This window comes from Chitinophaga sancti (assembly GCF_034424315.1).
Lineage (GTDB): Bacteria > Bacteroidota > Bacteroidia > Chitinophagales > Chitinophagaceae > Chitinophaga > Chitinophaga sancti.
The window spans coordinates 7,678,691-7,695,099 of the sequence record NZ_CP139972.1 but is presented as its reverse complement, the minus strand read 5'-3'; the positions used below and the strand labels follow the sequence as shown (position 1 = coordinate 7,695,099).

Here is a 16,409-nt window from a genome sequence, read left to right as displayed (position 1 = left end):
CAAAATGAGAAGTGGATTAGTCTTTTGTCAGCCATTCAAGAAATTCAGAGGCCTTTTCTTTCCTGATGGTAATGGCCTCATTGTATTCCACCAGGAGGTTGAGTAATAGTTTTCTTCCCAGGTATTGGGAAACATCACGAATCGCCTTCCTGTTCACCAGGTGCTGTCTGTCAGCCCGGTAAAAGCCGGGGCCAACGACCGCTTCCAGTTCATCAAGTGGCTGGCTGATAATATATTTATGTTGTTCGAAATCGATGAGGGATACCTGTCCATGCTGGATATAGAACAGGGCGATATCTTCAGTCTTTACAGGAATGATCTTATCCCGCAGGCTTACAAGCAGCCTGGAAGTAGTGGCAGGCTTCTGTAATAGCCGGATGATGGTATGATAATCCGGTGAAATACTCTGGCGCAGTGATTCATAATGTGTGATAGCATCGCTGATAGTCGACTGCCCATAGGGTTTCAGGATATAATCAATACCGTTATTTTTAAATGCCTGGATGGCATATTCATTAAAGGCGGTGCAAAAGATGACGGGGACATTGAGTTTTAACTGATTAAAGATCTCGAAGCTCAGACCATCTCCCAACTGTATATCACTGAATACCAGCTGGCAGGTATTCGTTTCGAACCAGGCCAGTGCTTGTTTTACAGAAGGTAGGATTTTTACGATTGTCCATTCTTTGCGAGCGGAGAGAATATAATGCTGTAACTCTTCGGCGAGATTCTTTTCATCTTCAATGATCACTACATTCATTTGCGTATCATTTTTATACTTACACAAAAGATTTCTCCATCATTATTGACAGTAACTGTTTCACCATACAGCAGGCGATATCTTTCTTTCAGGTTTTGCAGGCCCATTTTGGAAGATTCTTCCAGCAGAAAGCGTGGCCGTATATTATTACTTACCAGCAAACTGGTTTCATTATTTGTCACTGTAATTTTCAGGGGTTCTTCTTCTGTCATGTTATTATGTTTCACCGCATTCTCCACTAAGATCAGGATAGCGAAATAGGGAACGACATAGGAAAGGTATTTTTCTTCGATCGCTGATGCAAACTGGAGAGCGGTATCAAAGCGCATTTGCTGCAGGGCGATATAATCTTCACAGAGCGCCAGTTCTTCTTTTACCGGGATGGTATCGAACTTTTTATTCTCCAACCCCAGGCGCAGGAAGCTGGATAATTTCACCAGGTATTCATCTGCGATGGCGGGATCTTTGCGGATGAGTGCTTTTGCTGTACCAATCGCATTGAAAAGAAAATGGGGATTCAGCTGGTTATGCAACACTTCGTATCTGGATTGCAGGTTAGCGAATTTCAGTTGTTCATTTTCTATATCCAATTTCTTTTTCGTTCTGTTTAATAAGATCACCACGGATATGATAAATATCATAGAATTGACAGCGACGATATTCACTATTCTGAATAGGTAGAAAGCAGTACCAGGTATTATTAAATGATTCATCCTGCCTACACCATAAGTAATGGTAGTCAGGGCGATCATGAAAAATGTAGAGATAAAAAAGCGGTTCTTGTGAAATGTGACTCTACCAATGAGGAAGATATGCAGCATCCATGTAATAAATATCCCGATGGTAGCAAAAGGAAACCCGATCCATATATGAGAAGGATATACATTCCGGACCAGGAATACCGGGGTGACCAGCAGCATCGCTATGAGCGGTGATGTGGTGAGAGCCGCACGGAATAAGACCCAACGTTCTTCTTTGGTGAGTTTTGTGCTAATAGTCTGGATTTTAGATGTGAAGATATAGGAAATTTCAGAATGGGTATTTTTTTCCTATTAAGTGAATAAAAAATGAAATTAAAGGCATTTCCTTGCTGCCGTTGACCTTTCAAATAAACCAAACTATTTATTCACACATGTGTTTAACTTTCTTCCCTTCATCCTCCGCAATCTGATACTTTTGCAACATTATCACACCGCCAACTTCGCTATTTATTCCTTGCCACATACCCTTGTTAGGCATTTAAAATCAAGACTTTTAGAGCATGCAGAACTTTTTATCAGAATTTAAGCTACAGACTGGCTATTTAAAGTACCGTCCTGAACTAAGCAGGAAGGAAACCTGGGAAGAAGCCATCCGGGAGCGGGTCATGAAAATGCACCGTGACAAATACGCGCACCTGCTTGATAACAAGGTGTTATCGGAATACATGGCTTTTGCAGAAGATGCTTATGTTGATAAACTGGTATTAGGTTCACAGCGGGCGCTTCAGTTTGGAGGCCAGCCTATTTTGCGTCATAACTCCAAGATGTACAACTGTCTCACCTCTTATTGCGATAGGCCAGAATTCTTCAGAGAGTCTATGTGGTGGCTCCTAAGCGGTTGCGGAGTTGGCTTTTCTGTACAACATCATCATATTGCGAAACTCCCTGATTTACAGGTACGTGATAAAGGCACCAGGACTTTTATCATTGAAGATAGCATTGAAGGATGGGCAGATGCAATTGGTGTATTGCTAGCTTCCTATTTCAGGGCAGATAATAAATTCCAGACTTATTGGGGCTATGAAGTAAGACTCGATTATTCCCTGATCAGACCGAAAGGTGCTTATATCTCCTCAGGGTTTAAGGCACCGGGCTCCGATCCGCTGAAGATAGCGATTCAGAAGATCGAAGAGATCATTGAACAATGGCTGAAATCACAGGGTGGTACAATGAGAAGTATCCTGGCATATGACATTGTGATGCATGCTTCCAATGCAGTATTGGCCGGTGGTGTAAGAAGGAGTGCGACCATCTGTATTTTCAGCAAAGATGATGAAGAGATGCTGAATGCCAAGACTGGTAACTGGTATATTACTCAACCCCAACGTGCACGCTCTAATAATTCTGTTGCCCTGCTGAAATCAGAAACTACCTACGAAGAGTTTCAGGCGATTATGGAATCTGTAAAAGAATTTGGTGAACCAGGTTTTGTGTGGCTGGATGATCTTGAAATTCTTTACAATCCATGTGTGGAAGTCGGAATGGTACCTAAGCTCAAAACAGAAAACGGATGGGTATCCGGCTGGCAGGGATGTAACCTGACTACTGGCAATGGTGCCATGTGCAGGGATAAAAAGTCTTTCCTGCGCATGTGTAAAGCCCTGGCTATATTAGGTACGCTGCAGGCGGGGTATACCACTTTTGATTACGTAGGTGGTGTTACTGAAGAGATCTTTAAAAATGAAGCATTATTAGGTTGTGCTATTTCAGGTTGGTTAGATAATCCTGATGTGCTGCTGAACAAAGAAACTTTGGCAGAAGGTGTACAACTCATCAAAGATATTAACAAAGAACTGGCAGCTGTATTAGGGATCAACTATGCAGCCCGTACTACGCTCAGTAAACCTGATGGAAATGGTGCTATTATTCTCGGTTCTTCTTCCGGCGTAAAACCTGTGGAAGGTAAGCGCTGGATCCGTTATGTGCAGGTGAATCCGGATGAATATGGGGTGGAGTTTTTCAAGTCACAGAATCCGGAACTGGTAGAGAAGAGTGTGTGGGATTTCAATGGTCGTGACTATGCGATTGGTTTTGCGATGGAAGCAGAACCGAAGGCAATGAGCAAGCATGATGTGTATGGTGTAAAACACCTGGAGATCGTGAAGTTCATTATGGAAAACTGGGTGTATCCTGGTACCAATATTGAAAGATGTGTGATTCCTTCTGTGAGACATAATGTATCAAATACTATTTCAGTTGATAATTGGGAAGATGTGACTGATTATATCTATGCTAACCGTAAATACTTTGCAGGTATTTCTCTGCTGGGTATGTCCGGTTCACTGGAATACAATCAGGCTCCTTATTCAGAAGTATTCACACCTACAGAACTGATTAAGATGTATGGTGATGGCGTGATCATGGCATCAGGTCTGATCGTGGATGGTCTGCATGCATTTGACCAGGATTTATGGAAAGCATGTATGTATGTGCTGGACAGGAACCTGCCACTGGAAGGAAGCCGTGAAAAGATCTTCTACCAGAAAGACTGGATCAGACGAGCGAAGAAATTTGCGAAAAACTACTTTAAGAAAGATCAGAAGAAGATGACTTATGCACTGAAAGATGTGCACCGTTATTATCGCTACATGACGATCGTGAAGAATGCGAAAATGATCGACTGGAGCAAATACAAAGAAGAATTACCTGATTTTGTGGATGTGAACACCCTGGGCGCCATCGCGTGTGCAGGCGGTGCGTGCGAGTTGCCACAGGCACAATTGACAGTATAGAACAAGGCCTGCATGAGGCTACAACAAAAAGGCCTGAGCAATGCTCAGGCCTTTTATCGGAAAAAGGGTATGTATCAGTTTACCATAATGTTGATCCTTAAAGCTATGCGATGATTCCCGTGATACAACCTCCAGTCTGTGACTTGATCCACTCTATTGCGGCTTAGATTCAAATATATTACTTGATCCATTCGGCGTACGAATCACTGGTTTCATACAAAACCAGTTTAACTAACTCTACATCTTCCGGAAATCCACCCTTCAGCTCCTCTTTAATATAGAGGATAATGTTTTCTGCGGATGGTTCCATATCCCAGATTTCGAGATTTTCCAGCTCTCCCAGATTCGGATTAGCAGCCAGGTAAGCTTTGGACAGGATAAGGCGGTGATCAAATTTATCAACCACTTTCTCATTTACCAGCTTTTTCAGGTCTTTAAAGTCCATCAAAATTCCTGTGCCTCCCAGGTATCCTTCTTCAGGGGTTTTGCTGCTGACAGTAACATGCAGTTTATAGGAATGCCCGTGTAAATTCCTGCATTTGCCGGCATATCCATGCAGTGCATGGGCCGTTTCAAAGTTGAATATTTTAGTGATTTGCAACACTGATCGTTCTCAAATTTTTGCAAAGCTACTGCAAATAACAATCGACATTCATGATTTATGTCATTTTAACAAATGGGTAGATTTAAATTCTCCCTTTCTGATGCTATATTCGCAAATTTGACGTACATTTAATTAATTGTAATCCTAACACTTAATAAGCTCTTTGATTAGTACCGGCAAGGCCAGTGCACAATAACTCCTATTCCACTAAAACACAATTTTCTATATTCAAAACCCTTTCTCTGTTATGAAAACGTTTACACTTTTCATCATTTCCCTGTTTGTATGCCTCTCCTCCTACGCCCTGCAGGGCCTCACAGGCATTCACGACCCTTCTACTATTATCAAGCGAAACGGTGTATACCATGTATTTGGCACCGGAGCGCAGATCTACCACCTCACCTCTACAGACCTCATTAACTGGACCACTGCTTCTACGGTTTTTGCGAGTGGCACCTGGCCCAGCTGGATCAACACCTATGTTTCTGGCTTTGCCGGCACCTTCTGGGCTCCGGAATGTGTGTATATGAATGGCAGGTACTATTTATATTATGCCTGTTCTACCGGCGGCAGGCCCTGTGCCATAGGAGTAGCGACCAGTACAGATCTGAGTACCTGGACGGACCAGGGTGTGGTGGTATATTCCACTACTTCCAGTACTTATGGTTCTATTGATCCGGCGGTTTTTGCGGATGCCAGCGGAAATTACTGGCTTACATTTGGCTCACATCTTACGGGCATCTGGCTGGCACAGCTCAACACTTCAACAGGCAAACGTCTGAACTCAACCCTGTACAATATTGCGGGCAGCAGCAGCACAGATATGGAAGCTTCTTACGTGATCAGAAATGGCAGTTATTACTACCTGTTTTACAACAGGGGCGTATGCTGCAATGGCACCAGCAGCACTTACTATGTGCAGATGGGCAGGTCTACAAGTCCGACAGGGCCATATGTAGATAAAAACGGTACCAGTCTCCTCAGTGGTGGCGGCACTACCGTACTGAACACATCCGGTAATTATATCGGCCCTGGTCAGATTGGTTATTACCAGGAGAATGGGTTTAACTTCCTGAGCTACCATTATTATGATGGCAATAATAGTGGCACGCCAACCCTTGGTGTGGCAAATGTAGGCTGGGATTCTTCCAGCTGGCCATTCTTTACCCGTGACTGGATTGCTGCAGGCAGGTATACAATTACCAACAAGAACAGCGGTCTTGTATGGGATGCCTGGGGTTGTACAGGCGCTTCTCTGCAAGCGATCGCACAAGGTAGCTCCGCAGGCCTGACCTGTCAGCAATGGGATTTTACTGCACTTGGAAATGGGGTGTGGAAAATCACCTGTGCACTGGGTGGCCTGGCTGCCGATGTATACAATTGCGCGGCTACGAATAGTACACCACTTGATCTGTATGCCTATTGGGGAGGCAGTTGTCAGCAATTCAAACTGGAACGGGCGGGTGATGGTTCATTGGTGTTTTCTTCTATGAACGGGAACCGCGTTGTGGAAGTACCGAATGCTTCTACTACTGCCGGACAGCAGCTTGCCCTGTATGATTATAATGGCTGTACCTGCCAGCGATGGAACGTATCCTTGATTTCTTCGGCAAAATTAGCAAAGACGGTTACAGATACAATTGCAGGTTTGCAGATCTTTCCGAATCCGGCATCCGGTGCGCAGGGTGTGACTATCAGTTTGCCTGCTGAGCAGCTTACAAGAATACGGATCATTAATGCAGCGGGTACTGTGATCAGTGATCAGCAATTTATTCACCAGTCAAAAATAAATGCCGCGCAGGGCCTGCCTGCTGGTTTGTATTTTATACAGATCAGTACCAAAGATGCAGCAGTGATGAAGAAAATAGTGATTCAATAATGTATGTTTTATACGCAGGCCGGGGATTTCATTCCCTGACCTGTGTTTTTGCAAAAGGTTACGTGCTGACCGCACTTCTATTTTTATGGAGGAGAACTTCTTCAACCTATCTGCATTATCACCCCTACAAGTCGATTATGTCATAATTTATTATTCATTTGCGAATGAGGCTACCGGCAATCATGTCCTGCTTGCATATTCAGATTCTTTCTGCACATTTACAGTAACATTGCCTGCAGGCGATGTTACTTTTTCCTCTCATCCGCAATTAGCCATATTTTACCTGCTATCACTGCGGATATACTTCCCTGCTGGCTGTTATATTCGTCAGCTACTTAAACACCATGTACTTTATAATGAAACGTTTTGTTAAACAACTCGCCGTTTTCCTCACTTTTTCCTGCACAGGCAATCTTTTACACGCTCAGAGCAACTGGGAGATACAGGAGGCTCCGCTGCAAACCCGATGGTCTCAGCTGGTTTCACCGACCAATGCACTGCCTGAATATCCACGCCCCCAGATGATCCGTGATAACTGGGAAAACCTGAACGGACTATGGGAATATGCCATTACAGATAAAGACGCTACAAAGCCCGTAATTTTCGCTGGTGAGATACTGGTACCGTATCCTATCGAATCCGCATTATCAGGCGTTAAAAAGGCTGTATTGCCCTCACAACGCCTTTGGTACAAACGGCGTCTGCCCCCGGTACCCAGGCCAGACGGGAAACGGATCCTTTTACACTTTGGGGCGGTAGACTGGCAAACCACTGTGTATGTGAATGGAAAGCAGGCCGGCACCCATACAGGTGGGTATCAGAATTTTTCTTTTGATATTACCCGCCTGCTGAAAGAACGTGATAATGAGATCCTGGTAAGTGTATGGGATCCATCTGACCAGGGCATCAATCCTCACGGCAAACAGGTATTAGCACCCAAAGGCATCCGCTATACTGCAACTACCGGCATCTGGCAAACTGTATGGCTCGAAACGGTGCCGGATACTTATATTTCTTCCCTTGTGATTACGCCCGATGTAGATGGCGGATTTGTGGCCCTCACAGTGAAAACCAGCGGTATGACGGGCAATATGAAGGTGGCCGCTTTTGCTGCTGCAAATGGTTCGCTAATCAGCACAACCAAAGGCAGGACCAACGAAACAATTAAAATACCCGTTCCCAAAGCACATCTTTGGAGCCCGGATGATCCTTTCCTCTACGACCTCTCTGTAAAACTTATTCAAAACGGGGATACTTCCGATGCCGTAAGCTCTTATTTCGGCATGCGGAAAATCGCCATCAAAAAAGATCTGAAAGGGCAGGAAAGAATTTACCTGAATGATCAGTACACCTACAATCTGGGGGTACTGGACCAGGGTTTCTGGCCGGATGGACTCTACACCGCTCCTACTGACGAAGCGCTTCGTTTTGATATAGAAGCTATCAAAAGCATGGGCTTCAACACCATCCGTAAGCACATCAAAATCGAGCCTGCCCGCTGGTATTACTATGCTGATAAACTAGGAATGCTGGTATGGCAGGATATGGTAACCTGCGCCAGCCTGAAACCGGAAGCCAAGGAAGCATTTGAGAAAGAAAGTGCCGCAAACGTGGCACAATTGTATAATCATCCTTCCATTATCTCCTGGGTACTCTTCAACGAAGGCTGGTTCACCTACGATCAGCTCCGCCTGACCAAATGGCTGAAGAGCACCGACCCTACCCGCCTGGTGAATGGTCATACGGGGGAGAATTATGAGATGGACGGCCAACAGGTTGCTGAGAAATGGGCGAATGCGGATTTTGCGGATGTACATGATTATCCTGGTCCTGGCATTGCGCCGGCACTGCCAGGCAAAGCCAGGGTACTGGGTGAATGGGGCGGCATCGGCGTGCCTGTAAAAGGGCATGAATGGGATGCTGCCGCGGGTTGGGGATATGTAAAAATCACCCCGGCAGAGTTGAGTACCCGCTATGCTTCTATGGTCAAAAAGCTCAAAGATTACGAAACACAAGGTCAATCAGGATCTATTTATACAGAGCCTTTTGATGTGGAGATTGAAGAAAACGGGCTTATTACTTACGATCGCCGGATTATTAAAGTACCACTCGATACCCTGCGAAAAATACATGCCGCGTTTATCCCGCTGAGACCCGGTGCAGATCTGGGTTTGCAAAATGCAGATACAACCTCTGTTCCTGATCCTTTCCGTCCACAATTCCTGGCTATCCTGGAAATGGAAGCAGATGCAAAAAAGACGCATGACTGGCAGCCATTGACAGAAAATGTTACTGACTACCTGGGTAAAGGCGGCACCAGCTTCTCCCCTACCAAGATCAGTAGCATGGCCCTGAAGGTTTTTAATGGTACCAATGATCCTAAACTACTGAACCAGGCTTTGAAATGGATGGAGCAGGTGGTAGAAATAGAAAAGAATACGTTTACGATGGGTACTTATGCAAACCTCTTGTACAAATCAGGGGATAAGGAGAATGCGCTGAAGTGGATGGTAAAATCAGTGGAACTGGCACATGAGGAAGAAATACCGGTGTATCAGGCTATTTATGATAAGATGAAAAAAGGCGAAAAAACATGGTAACAATACATTGCACACCCTTTCTATAAAAGTTCTATAACGTGGCAAGTGCACAGCTTCTCCCCTTCGATAGTTAAACAAAAATAAGGTTGTACAGAAAGTAATCTGAAGGCATTGAAAATTCCATTCACAACGCCCTTCGTCTGGGATCCGGGAAATATTACTTTCTGTACAACCCTATTTTTTTTATTTCTTTTTATTTTTGGCGCCCCTTGTTTTTGGCTTGCCATATTTCTGCTGCATTTTCTCCTTATGGGAGATCTTTACATTCACTTTCTTATTCTTTGCTTTCTTCTCATGGAAGGCAGGTCCATAAGATTCCATCTTCGGCAAAGCCACCAGGAAATTCTTCATCTTCACTTCCGGCTTCTCATCATCTGTCAGTACATCAGAAATTTCCAGTTCTGCTGGTAATGGTTCCAGCGGGATCTCATAATTCATCAATGCCTGAATCCTTTCCAATCCTTCTTTTTCACGTGCTGTATAAAAGATGATGGACTTACCATGCTTATCCGCACGGCCTGTACGACCTATTCTATGCAGGTAGCTTTCCGGTACTTCAGGTACGTCAAAGTTAAGTACATGGCTCACATCCTCGATATCAATACCTCTCGCGATAATATCTGTTGCGATCAGGAAACGGTATTCGCCTGACTTAAACTTCTTTACTGTATTAAAACGATGGTTCTGCTCCTTATTAGAGTGAATGACACCCACCTGCTCAGGGAACTTTGTTTCTACCTGCTCAAACAGCTGGTTTGCCAGTTCTTTAGTAGCTGCAAAGATCAGTACCTTACTCATTTCCTCACGTGTCTTCAACAACAGTTCCAGCAGGTTTACCTTTGTGTTGAAGTTAGGCACAGCAAATCCTGTCTGGCTGATATTTTCACGGGGAGTACCTACAGGTGCCGCTTCGATAGTAACCGGCGCATTAAAGTAAACCTCCATCAGATCTTCCACTTCCGGGGTAATGGTCGCAGAAAACAGCAGGTTTTGCCTTTTTGCGGGCAGTAAATCCAGGATATGTTTCAGTTGCGGACGGAATCCCAGGTTCAGCATTTCATCCACTTCATCAATCACCAGTCGTTTAATAGCTTTTAGTTTCAATGCACCACTCAGCACCAGGTCCACCAGGCGACCGGGGGTAGCTACGACCACATCCAGTTTGCCATTAGCCGTTACCATCTGGGGGTTCATATTTACTCCGCCAAAAAATCCGGCCACTTCCACGTTCATATAAGGGGTCAGCTTTTTTACAGCTTCCGCTACCTGGATCACCAGCTCCCGGGTAGGCACTACTACCAGGATCTGGGCATAGCGTTCTTTGGAAAACTTCCATTGCCGCAAACAGGGCAACAAATAAGCGAAGGTTTTACCCGTACCGGTCTGTGCTATGCCACATACGTCCTGACCGGACATGACCACAGAAAAGGCCTTCGCCTGAATGGTGGTGGGCGTTGTATAGCCCAGATCACTCAGGGCATTCAGTAAAGGCTTGCTGAGGTTTAGTTCATCAAAAGTCATAATACGATTCAAAATGAACGGCAAAGGTACTGAATCTATTTCTTCTGATAAGAGCCTGCCAATTTTACCAGGGCTTCCGGATCATCTGTAATGATGCCGTCTACCCCCAGATCTATCATTTTCTGCATGTCCTGCGGGTCATTGACTGTCCATGGCAGTACCTGTACGTTCTTATGGTGAGCAGTTGTTACCAGGTCTTTTGTTACCAGTGCAGAGTAAGGGCTATAGATGTCCGGGCTAAAGCCTAATTGCGCCAGGTTGGTTTCGAAGCTCTCCTTTCCGTATACCAGCAGTGCCAGCTTTTGTTCAGGATACAGCTTATGGATCACCTGCAAGGTCCGGATGTCAAAAGACTGCACAGTCACCCGGTGCTGGATTCCCTTGTCTTTGATTACCTTCATCATTAGTGCTACAAATTCATCTGGTGCGGGGTGAAAGGTACCATCCCCATCGGGTGAACATTTGGTTTCCATGTTGTAATACACGGGTTTCAGGTGATGTGTTTTCACGTAAGTTTCCACGCTGTCAATCAGTTCTGACAACAGTGGTTTATACGTTTTCATCTTCACCTGCTTCGGAAAATCTTTATGAGGTTTGGTGCCGGCATCGTATTTACGGATACTGTCATAGGGCATGGTGTACAATTTATACGATTGTTCATTGACCTTTTCAATATCCTTTCCTTCGGGTGTGCGCATAAAATCAGCCGACATATAGAGGTCATGGGAAACCACGACCTTTTTATCAGCAGAGATCACGCAGTCCAGTTCCAGTGTCCGTGCCCCCAGATCGATGGCATGTTTCATTGCCGGAATGGTATTTTCCGGCATGAGTGCGCGCCCGCCTCTATGTGCCTGTACATCAAACTGTGCAGATGCGGCCAGGGAGACCAGCATTAAAATACTACCTAATAAGCTTTTCATAGTTCCAGGTTTGGCTTAAAAAAGCAATATACTGCTGCTGCAGTATTTCTGTTAGGCGGGCATCATTATTTCCTGCATATTTAACATTGGCCTGTGCGAAGGGTCTGGTAGCAGGCATACTCTGTTGACATGCTTGCAAATTGAGGATGCTTACGGATTACCTGATGTTAATATTTCCTGTCAGTCGTATAGCGAACTATTTCTTCCAATGCATCTTTTACGGCTGTATTGCTGAAGGTATTGAGTATAGCCAATGCTTCATCCCTGAAAGCATACATACGTTCAGTTGCATAGTCCAGCCCTCCGCATTCCTTTACTACGGAAATAAGGTAAGCGATTCTTTCCTTGTTGGTATTCTGGTGCCGGATGATATATAATAATTCTTTACGTTGTGCCGGAGAACAATTGGCAATTGTATAAATCAATGGCAGGGTTACCTTCTTTTCCTGGATGTCATTGCCCACCGGCTTACCGACATCCTCTGTGCCATAATCAAACAGGTCGTCTCTGATCTGAAAAGCCATACCGACCTTTTCTCCAAACAATGCAATCTTTTCTACAATGCTTTCATCATTGGTAGCGGAAGCTGCTCCCGCTCTGCATGCTGCTTTAAGCAGCGCTGCCGTCTTTTGACGAATGATGGTATAATAAACAGATTCATCTAAATTTAACTTTTTCGAGCGTGTTAGCTGCTCCAGCTCCCCTATTATCGTTTCTTCAATAGCATCCGAGAAAATCTTCAGGATCTTATGATCGCCGATTGAGAGGGATTGGAGCATCCCGTTCGAGAACATGACATCGCCCACCAATACAGCCGTCCGGCTCTTCCAGAGGGCGTTTACCGAGGCTTGCCCCCTTCGCTCCGCCGCATCGTCTACAATATCATCATGCACCAGCGAGGCATTGTGCAATAGCTCTACTAACACGGCGGCCCTGTAACTCTGTTCCGTAATCTCCCCTGCCAGGTGTGCGCTCAGCAATACAAACACCGGTCTTACCTGCTTGCCGGAATGCCGCAGTATGTAATCAGTGATCCTATTAAAAAGTGCACTGTCCCCCTGCATCCATTCGCGCAAATATTGGTCAAATCGTGTAAGGTCTCCTGTTAGTATCTTTTTCGCTAATTGCATAAATTAGCATCAAAGATAATAAATTCTGTCAGCTGGTGAGCCGATTCCGGTCAGTTTACCAGCTGACAGACGTACATATTATTTAGCACCGTCGATGGTACTCTGGTGATAGCTTGTCACTACAGGCTTAAATTTTACATGCTCGATTTTCAGTACTACAGGGTTTGGCCATTTACGATCCGTGTAAAACCGTTGCCCGTTCACCGCGCTGATAAAAAGGCCCACCGGGGTATTCTGGGAATAGATACCTGCATCAAAATTCTCTTTATATTCTACCAGCTGACTGGCATAACCGAGAATGGAAACTTTCGTCTGTGCATTCCCTTCCAGGGTATGGAATACCATATCTTTTCTTTCTCCGTATTTCCAGTCCTTACCTCCCTGTACAAAAGCGTAGACGGTAGAAGTATCTGCACCACGGGTAAACCATACATTGCCTTCTTTGGCCATATGCCAGGGGCGAACACCTGTCACTGCCTCGTTATTGGCGAACTGCCACAGGGCCAACTCTCTCAGCAAAGCTTCCTGTTCGATCTGGATTTCACCATCCGGTTTAGGACCCACATTCAGTAAAAGGTTACCACCTTTCGCCCTGGTTTCGATGAGCATATTGATCATTTCCGTACCTGACTTCTGAGGGTCGTTGGTTGGCTTGTACTGCCAGTCTGTGCCCATCGTAAAGCAGGCCTCCCATGGTCCGGGTAATACGGAATCAGGCAATTCCTGCTCTGGTGTATTCATCTGTCCGCGGGTCACTACGATATTCGGTTGTAGTTGCCAGGCATATTCTTTCAATCCTTCGGCAGGACCATCGAAGAAGATGAAGTCTATCTTGCCGTAGTTACTTAAGAGTTCTTTCAGCTGTGCTTTATCCAGCGCCATCAGCCCCGGGTTCTTTTCAGGGAAATGCTGCGGCAGCTGCATCCTGCCTACAGGCACATGTTGCTGGTATAAATAATTAAAATCCTCGGGGGAAAAATAGATCCCAATCGCAATGCCCTGTTTGCGGAAAGCATCAAAGATGGCTTTGGTTGCATCCTTTTTGAATGGGGTATTCATGATATTGAAGGGAGTCGTCTTTGTATCCCACATACAAAAACCTGAGTGATGTTTGGTGGTAAACACCACGTACTTCATACCAGCAAGTTTAGCCAGCACAGCCCAGTCGTCGGGATTGAACTTATGAGGGTTGAAAGTTTTGGGTAGTTCTTTTGTAAAACGCTCCAGGTATTCATCGGATGCACCAGCCATACTATGACTGATCACAGCACCTAGCTGGGCATCTACACTCCAGTGAATAAACATACCGAGACCAAGGTCCATGAACCATTTTTCTTTTTCAGGGTCGTTACTGGTTTTTTGAGCGGAAACACTAAAAGACATGACAATACAGGCTAAAGCCAGGCATAATTTTCTCTGCATGATAAATCCAGTTGATAAGCAATGGATAATAATACAAAGAATATCCCCGAAATGCAAGGTATTATATACCGCTGGCCAGAATTGTAACGGCTTCGGTCATTTCAGCTTCGCTCAGAGAAGCAAAACCAATCCTGCAGGCATTTTCAACCATGTAATTAGAACCATCGCTGATGTACAATCCCTGCTTTGCAGCGTTTGCAGAGAGTGTTTTTAAAGGCACTTTGAACCGGGTCCAGATAGCCATGCCGCCCATAGGTACAGTATATTCGACGGTATGCTGCAGATGAGTATCCAGCAGGGTGGTCAGGTGTAGCAATCTGGATTGATATATTCTATTTGCCTTTTTCAGATGACGTGATATATCCCCATTATTGATCAATATAGCCAGTGCATCTTCCATGAGGTGATTGCCTTTCAGGTCCAGTAATTTGCGGAGGTATATACCTTGCTGAACGAAGTCTTCAGCACCTACCAGAAAGCCAATGCGCACAGAGGCTGCCAGTGATTTGGAGAAAGAGCCGATATAGATCACCCTGCCTTCATGCTGTCCACTGGCCAATGGCAGGTATGGGGAAGAATTATAGTGAAAACCATAGTCATAGTCATCTTCAATGATGGCAAAGTTATACTGTGCGGACAGTTCCAGCAGGTGCATTCTCCTGGCCGGACTAAGGGTCACCGTAGTAGGATGATGGTGATGAGGTATGACATAGAGCATGCTGATTGGGTGCTTTTTACAGATAGCTTCCACAGCATCCGTATCCATACCCTGGTCATCTACAGGCACTGTGAGCAGATTGGCTCCCAGATGCTGAAAGACCTGGCTGGCAGTAAAATATCCAGGTGTGCCGGCAACGACGTTCGAACCAGGAGCAATGGTGAGTCTTGCGGCGATATAAATGGCCATCTGGGCACCATGGGTGATCAGGAGGTTAGGGATCCCGGCCTTGATTCCTCTTGTTTCAGCGAGGTAGTCTACCATGGCCTCCCGTAAACTGAAGGCACCGGCAGTGACAACTCCGGTTACGGGGTTTTTATATTTAAACTTCAGCAGACTTCTGTATTCACGCATCAGCAAATCCAGGGGAGCCAGGCGAGTATCCGGCCAGCCATCGTCAATGGAAAGCCTGAAAGGAGTATCAGGCGCATAGATACCGCCCTGCCGATCCTTTGTCAGGACGTTGAAAGGGGCGGACATTTGTTTACCATACCCCCCGGCGGCATCCTGCTTCCATTCCCTTGGTTTTAATTCAGGGAGATTACCGGCTACAAAAAATCCCTTCCTGGGAGTGACCAGGATCCAGCCCTGGATCTGTAATTCACTATAAGCGGCAATGACCGTTTTGCGGTGTACATCCAGGATCTCAGCCATTTCACGGGTGCCTGGCAGAGCGGTTTCGGGCTTTAGTATCCCATTCTTGATATGCTGGGTAATAGCGTTGGCGATCTGCCTGTAGACAGGCAGGGCTAAGGTTTTATTCAGGGGAATAAGGGTTTGGAATGGCAGCATCTGGACTACTTTATATTTTAAAACTGGGATACAAAGATAGTCCTGGCAAGCAGTAATTTTGATAGGTAAACCAGAAAAAAATGCACATCCAATACAAAAATGACACGATACCTGCTACACAGGATATTATTGCACTCTATGACAATGCGGTATTAAATAGGCCAACGGAAGATCGGGAAAGAATCGCCAGGATGTATGAAAACTCAAATCTGGTTATTTCAGCCTGGGATGGGGATCGCCTGGTAGGAGTAGCGAGGTCTTTGACTGATTATTGCTTTTGTTGTTATTTGTCTGACCTGGCAGTGAATAAGGATTATCAGGCAGCAGGTATTGGAAAGCAACTGGTGGCTTTGACTCAGGAGGCAATAGGGCCACAAACGATGTTGCTGCTATTATCCGCCCCAACGGCAATGGAGTACTATCCTAAGATTGGGATGACAAAGCTGGATAATGCGTTCTATTTTCCAAGGAAGCAATAGTGGCTTTCTACGCAGGCATTACTTTCCGTAGAACTACGTTCTCTTTTCCGTACTTCCACTCTGGTCGCTCTTCTTTCGCCATTCTATC

12 protein-coding genes are annotated in these 16,409 nt (G+C 45.2%); 4 read left to right on the top strand and 8 right to left on the bottom strand.

Annotated elements, in window-relative coordinates; translation table 11 throughout:
* Positions 1-16 precede the first annotated feature (16 nt).
* Together U0033_RS30375 and U0033_RS30370 are read right to left on the bottom strand one after the other, a co-directional pair.
* Positions 17-760 carry a LytR/AlgR family response regulator transcription factor gene (locus U0033_RS30375; RefSeq protein ID WP_072363838.1) on the bottom strand — a complete coding sequence of 248 codons (744 nt, stop codon included), beginning with the start codon at positions 758-760 and terminating at the stop codon, positions 17-19.
* A complete protein-coding gene (locus U0033_RS30370; RefSeq protein ID WP_072363839.1) occupies positions 757-1,680 on the bottom strand; it encodes a sensor histidine kinase in 924 nt (307 codons plus the stop codon). The genes U0033_RS30375 and U0033_RS30370 overlap by 4 nt, the downstream gene beginning before the upstream one ends.
* A 341-nt stretch (positions 1,681-2,021) precedes the next feature.
* On the opposite strand from U0033_RS30370, the gene U0033_RS30365 reads away from it, so the two are divergent.
* Complete coding sequence (locus U0033_RS30365) at positions 2,022-4,253, top strand: glycyl radical enzyme family protein (protein WP_072363840.1); 2,232 nt, start codon at positions 2,022-2,024, stop codon at positions 4,251-4,253.
* A gap of 178 nt (positions 4,254-4,431) precedes the next feature.
* Here the strand turns inward: U0033_RS30365 and U0033_RS30360 are convergent, their stop codons facing one another.
* A complete protein-coding gene (locus U0033_RS30360; RefSeq protein WP_072363841.1) occupies positions 4,432-4,857 on the bottom strand; it encodes a 6-pyruvoyl trahydropterin synthase family protein in 426 nt (141 codons plus the stop codon).
* 247 nt (positions 4,858-5,104) lie between these two features.
* On the opposite strand from U0033_RS30360, the gene U0033_RS30355 reads away from it, so the two are divergent.
* Positions 5,105-6,736, top strand: coding sequence for a family 43 glycosylhydrolase (locus tag U0033_RS30355; protein WP_072363842.1), 1,632 nt, complete (start codon positions 5,105-5,107; stop codon positions 6,734-6,736).
* 356 nt (positions 6,737-7,092) lie between these two features.
* A complete protein-coding gene (locus U0033_RS30350) occupies positions 7,093-9,336 on the top strand; it encodes a glycoside hydrolase family 2 protein (protein WP_072363844.1) in 2,244 nt (747 codons plus the stop codon).
* Positions 9,337-9,519: 183 nt separating this feature from the next.
* Here the strand turns inward: U0033_RS30350 and U0033_RS30345 are convergent, their stop codons facing one another.
* The 5 genes from U0033_RS30345 to U0033_RS30325 form a co-directional block, all read right to left on the bottom strand.
* Positions 9,520-10,857, bottom strand: a complete 1,338-nt coding sequence (locus U0033_RS30345; protein ID WP_072363845.1) for a DEAD/DEAH box helicase — start codon at positions 10,855-10,857, stop codon at positions 9,520-9,522.
* A gap of 35 nt (positions 10,858-10,892) precedes the next feature.
* Positions 10,893-11,780 carry a glycerophosphodiester phosphodiesterase family protein gene (locus tag U0033_RS30340; protein WP_072363846.1) on the bottom strand — a complete coding sequence of 296 codons (888 nt, stop codon included), beginning with the start codon at positions 11,778-11,780 and terminating at the stop codon, positions 10,893-10,895.
* A 167-nt stretch (positions 11,781-11,947) separates the two neighbouring features.
* Positions 11,948-12,910, bottom strand: a complete 963-nt coding sequence (locus U0033_RS30335; protein ID WP_072363847.1) for a polyprenyl synthetase family protein — start codon at positions 12,908-12,910, stop codon at positions 11,948-11,950.
* Between the two features lie 78 nt (positions 12,911-12,988).
* Complete coding sequence (locus U0033_RS30330; RefSeq protein ID WP_072363848.1) at positions 12,989-14,332, bottom strand: alpha-L-fucosidase; 1,344 nt, start codon at positions 14,330-14,332, stop codon at positions 12,989-12,991.
* A 61-nt stretch (positions 14,333-14,393) separates the two neighbouring features.
* The gene (locus U0033_RS30325) at positions 14,394-15,842 is read right to left on the bottom strand and encodes an aminotransferase-like domain-containing protein (RefSeq protein ID WP_072363849.1); all 1,449 of its coding nucleotides are present in this window, start codon (positions 15,840-15,842) and stop codon (positions 14,394-14,396) included.
* Between the two features lie 80 nt (positions 15,843-15,922).
* Between U0033_RS30325 and U0033_RS30320 the strand changes: the two genes are divergently transcribed.
* The gene (locus tag U0033_RS30320; RefSeq protein WP_072363850.1) at positions 15,923-16,321 is read left to right on the top strand and encodes a GNAT family N-acetyltransferase; all 399 of its coding nucleotides are present in this window, start codon (positions 15,923-15,925) and stop codon (positions 16,319-16,321) included.
* Positions 16,322-16,409: the final 88 nt, after the last annotated feature.

Bases quoted from the DNA above. Each gene is read 5' to 3' on its own strand.
- U0033_RS30375 (WP_072363838.1), bottom strand. From the start codon at position 760: ATGAATGTAGTGATCATTGAAGATGAAAAGAATCTCGCCGAAGAGTTA.
- U0033_RS30370 (WP_072363839.1), bottom strand. From the start codon at position 1,680: ATGCTGCTGGTCACCCCGGTATTCCTGGTCCGGAATGTATATCCTTCT.
- U0033_RS30365 (WP_072363840.1), top strand. From the start codon at position 2,022: ATGCAGAACTTTTTATCAGAATTTAAGCTACAGACTGGCTATTTAAAG.
- U0033_RS30355 (WP_072363842.1), top strand. From the start codon at position 5,105: ATGAAAACGTTTACACTTTTCATCATTTCCCTGTTTGTATGCCTCTCC.
- U0033_RS30350 (WP_072363844.1), top strand. From the start codon at position 7,093: ATGAAACGTTTTGTTAAACAACTCGCCGTTTTCCTCACTTTTTCCTGC.
- U0033_RS30345 (WP_072363845.1), bottom strand. From the start codon at position 10,857: ATGACTTTTGATGAACTAAACCTCAGCAAGCCTTTACTGAATGCCCTG.
- U0033_RS30340 (WP_072363846.1), bottom strand. From the start codon at position 11,780: ATGAAAAGCTTATTAGGTAGTATTTTAATGCTGGTCTCCCTGGCCGCA.
- U0033_RS30335 (WP_072363847.1), bottom strand. From the start codon at position 12,910: ATGCAATTAGCGAAAAAGATACTAACAGGAGACCTTACACGATTTGAC.
- U0033_RS30330 (WP_072363848.1), bottom strand. From the start codon at position 14,332: ATGCAGAGAAAATTATGCCTGGCTTTAGCCTGTATTGTCATGTCTTTT.
- U0033_RS30325 (WP_072363849.1), bottom strand. From the start codon at position 15,842: ATGCTGCCATTCCAAACCCTTATTCCCCTGAATAAAACCTTAGCCCTG.
- U0033_RS30320 (WP_072363850.1), top strand. From the start codon at position 15,923: ATGCACATCCAATACAAAAATGACACGATACCTGCTACACAGGATATT.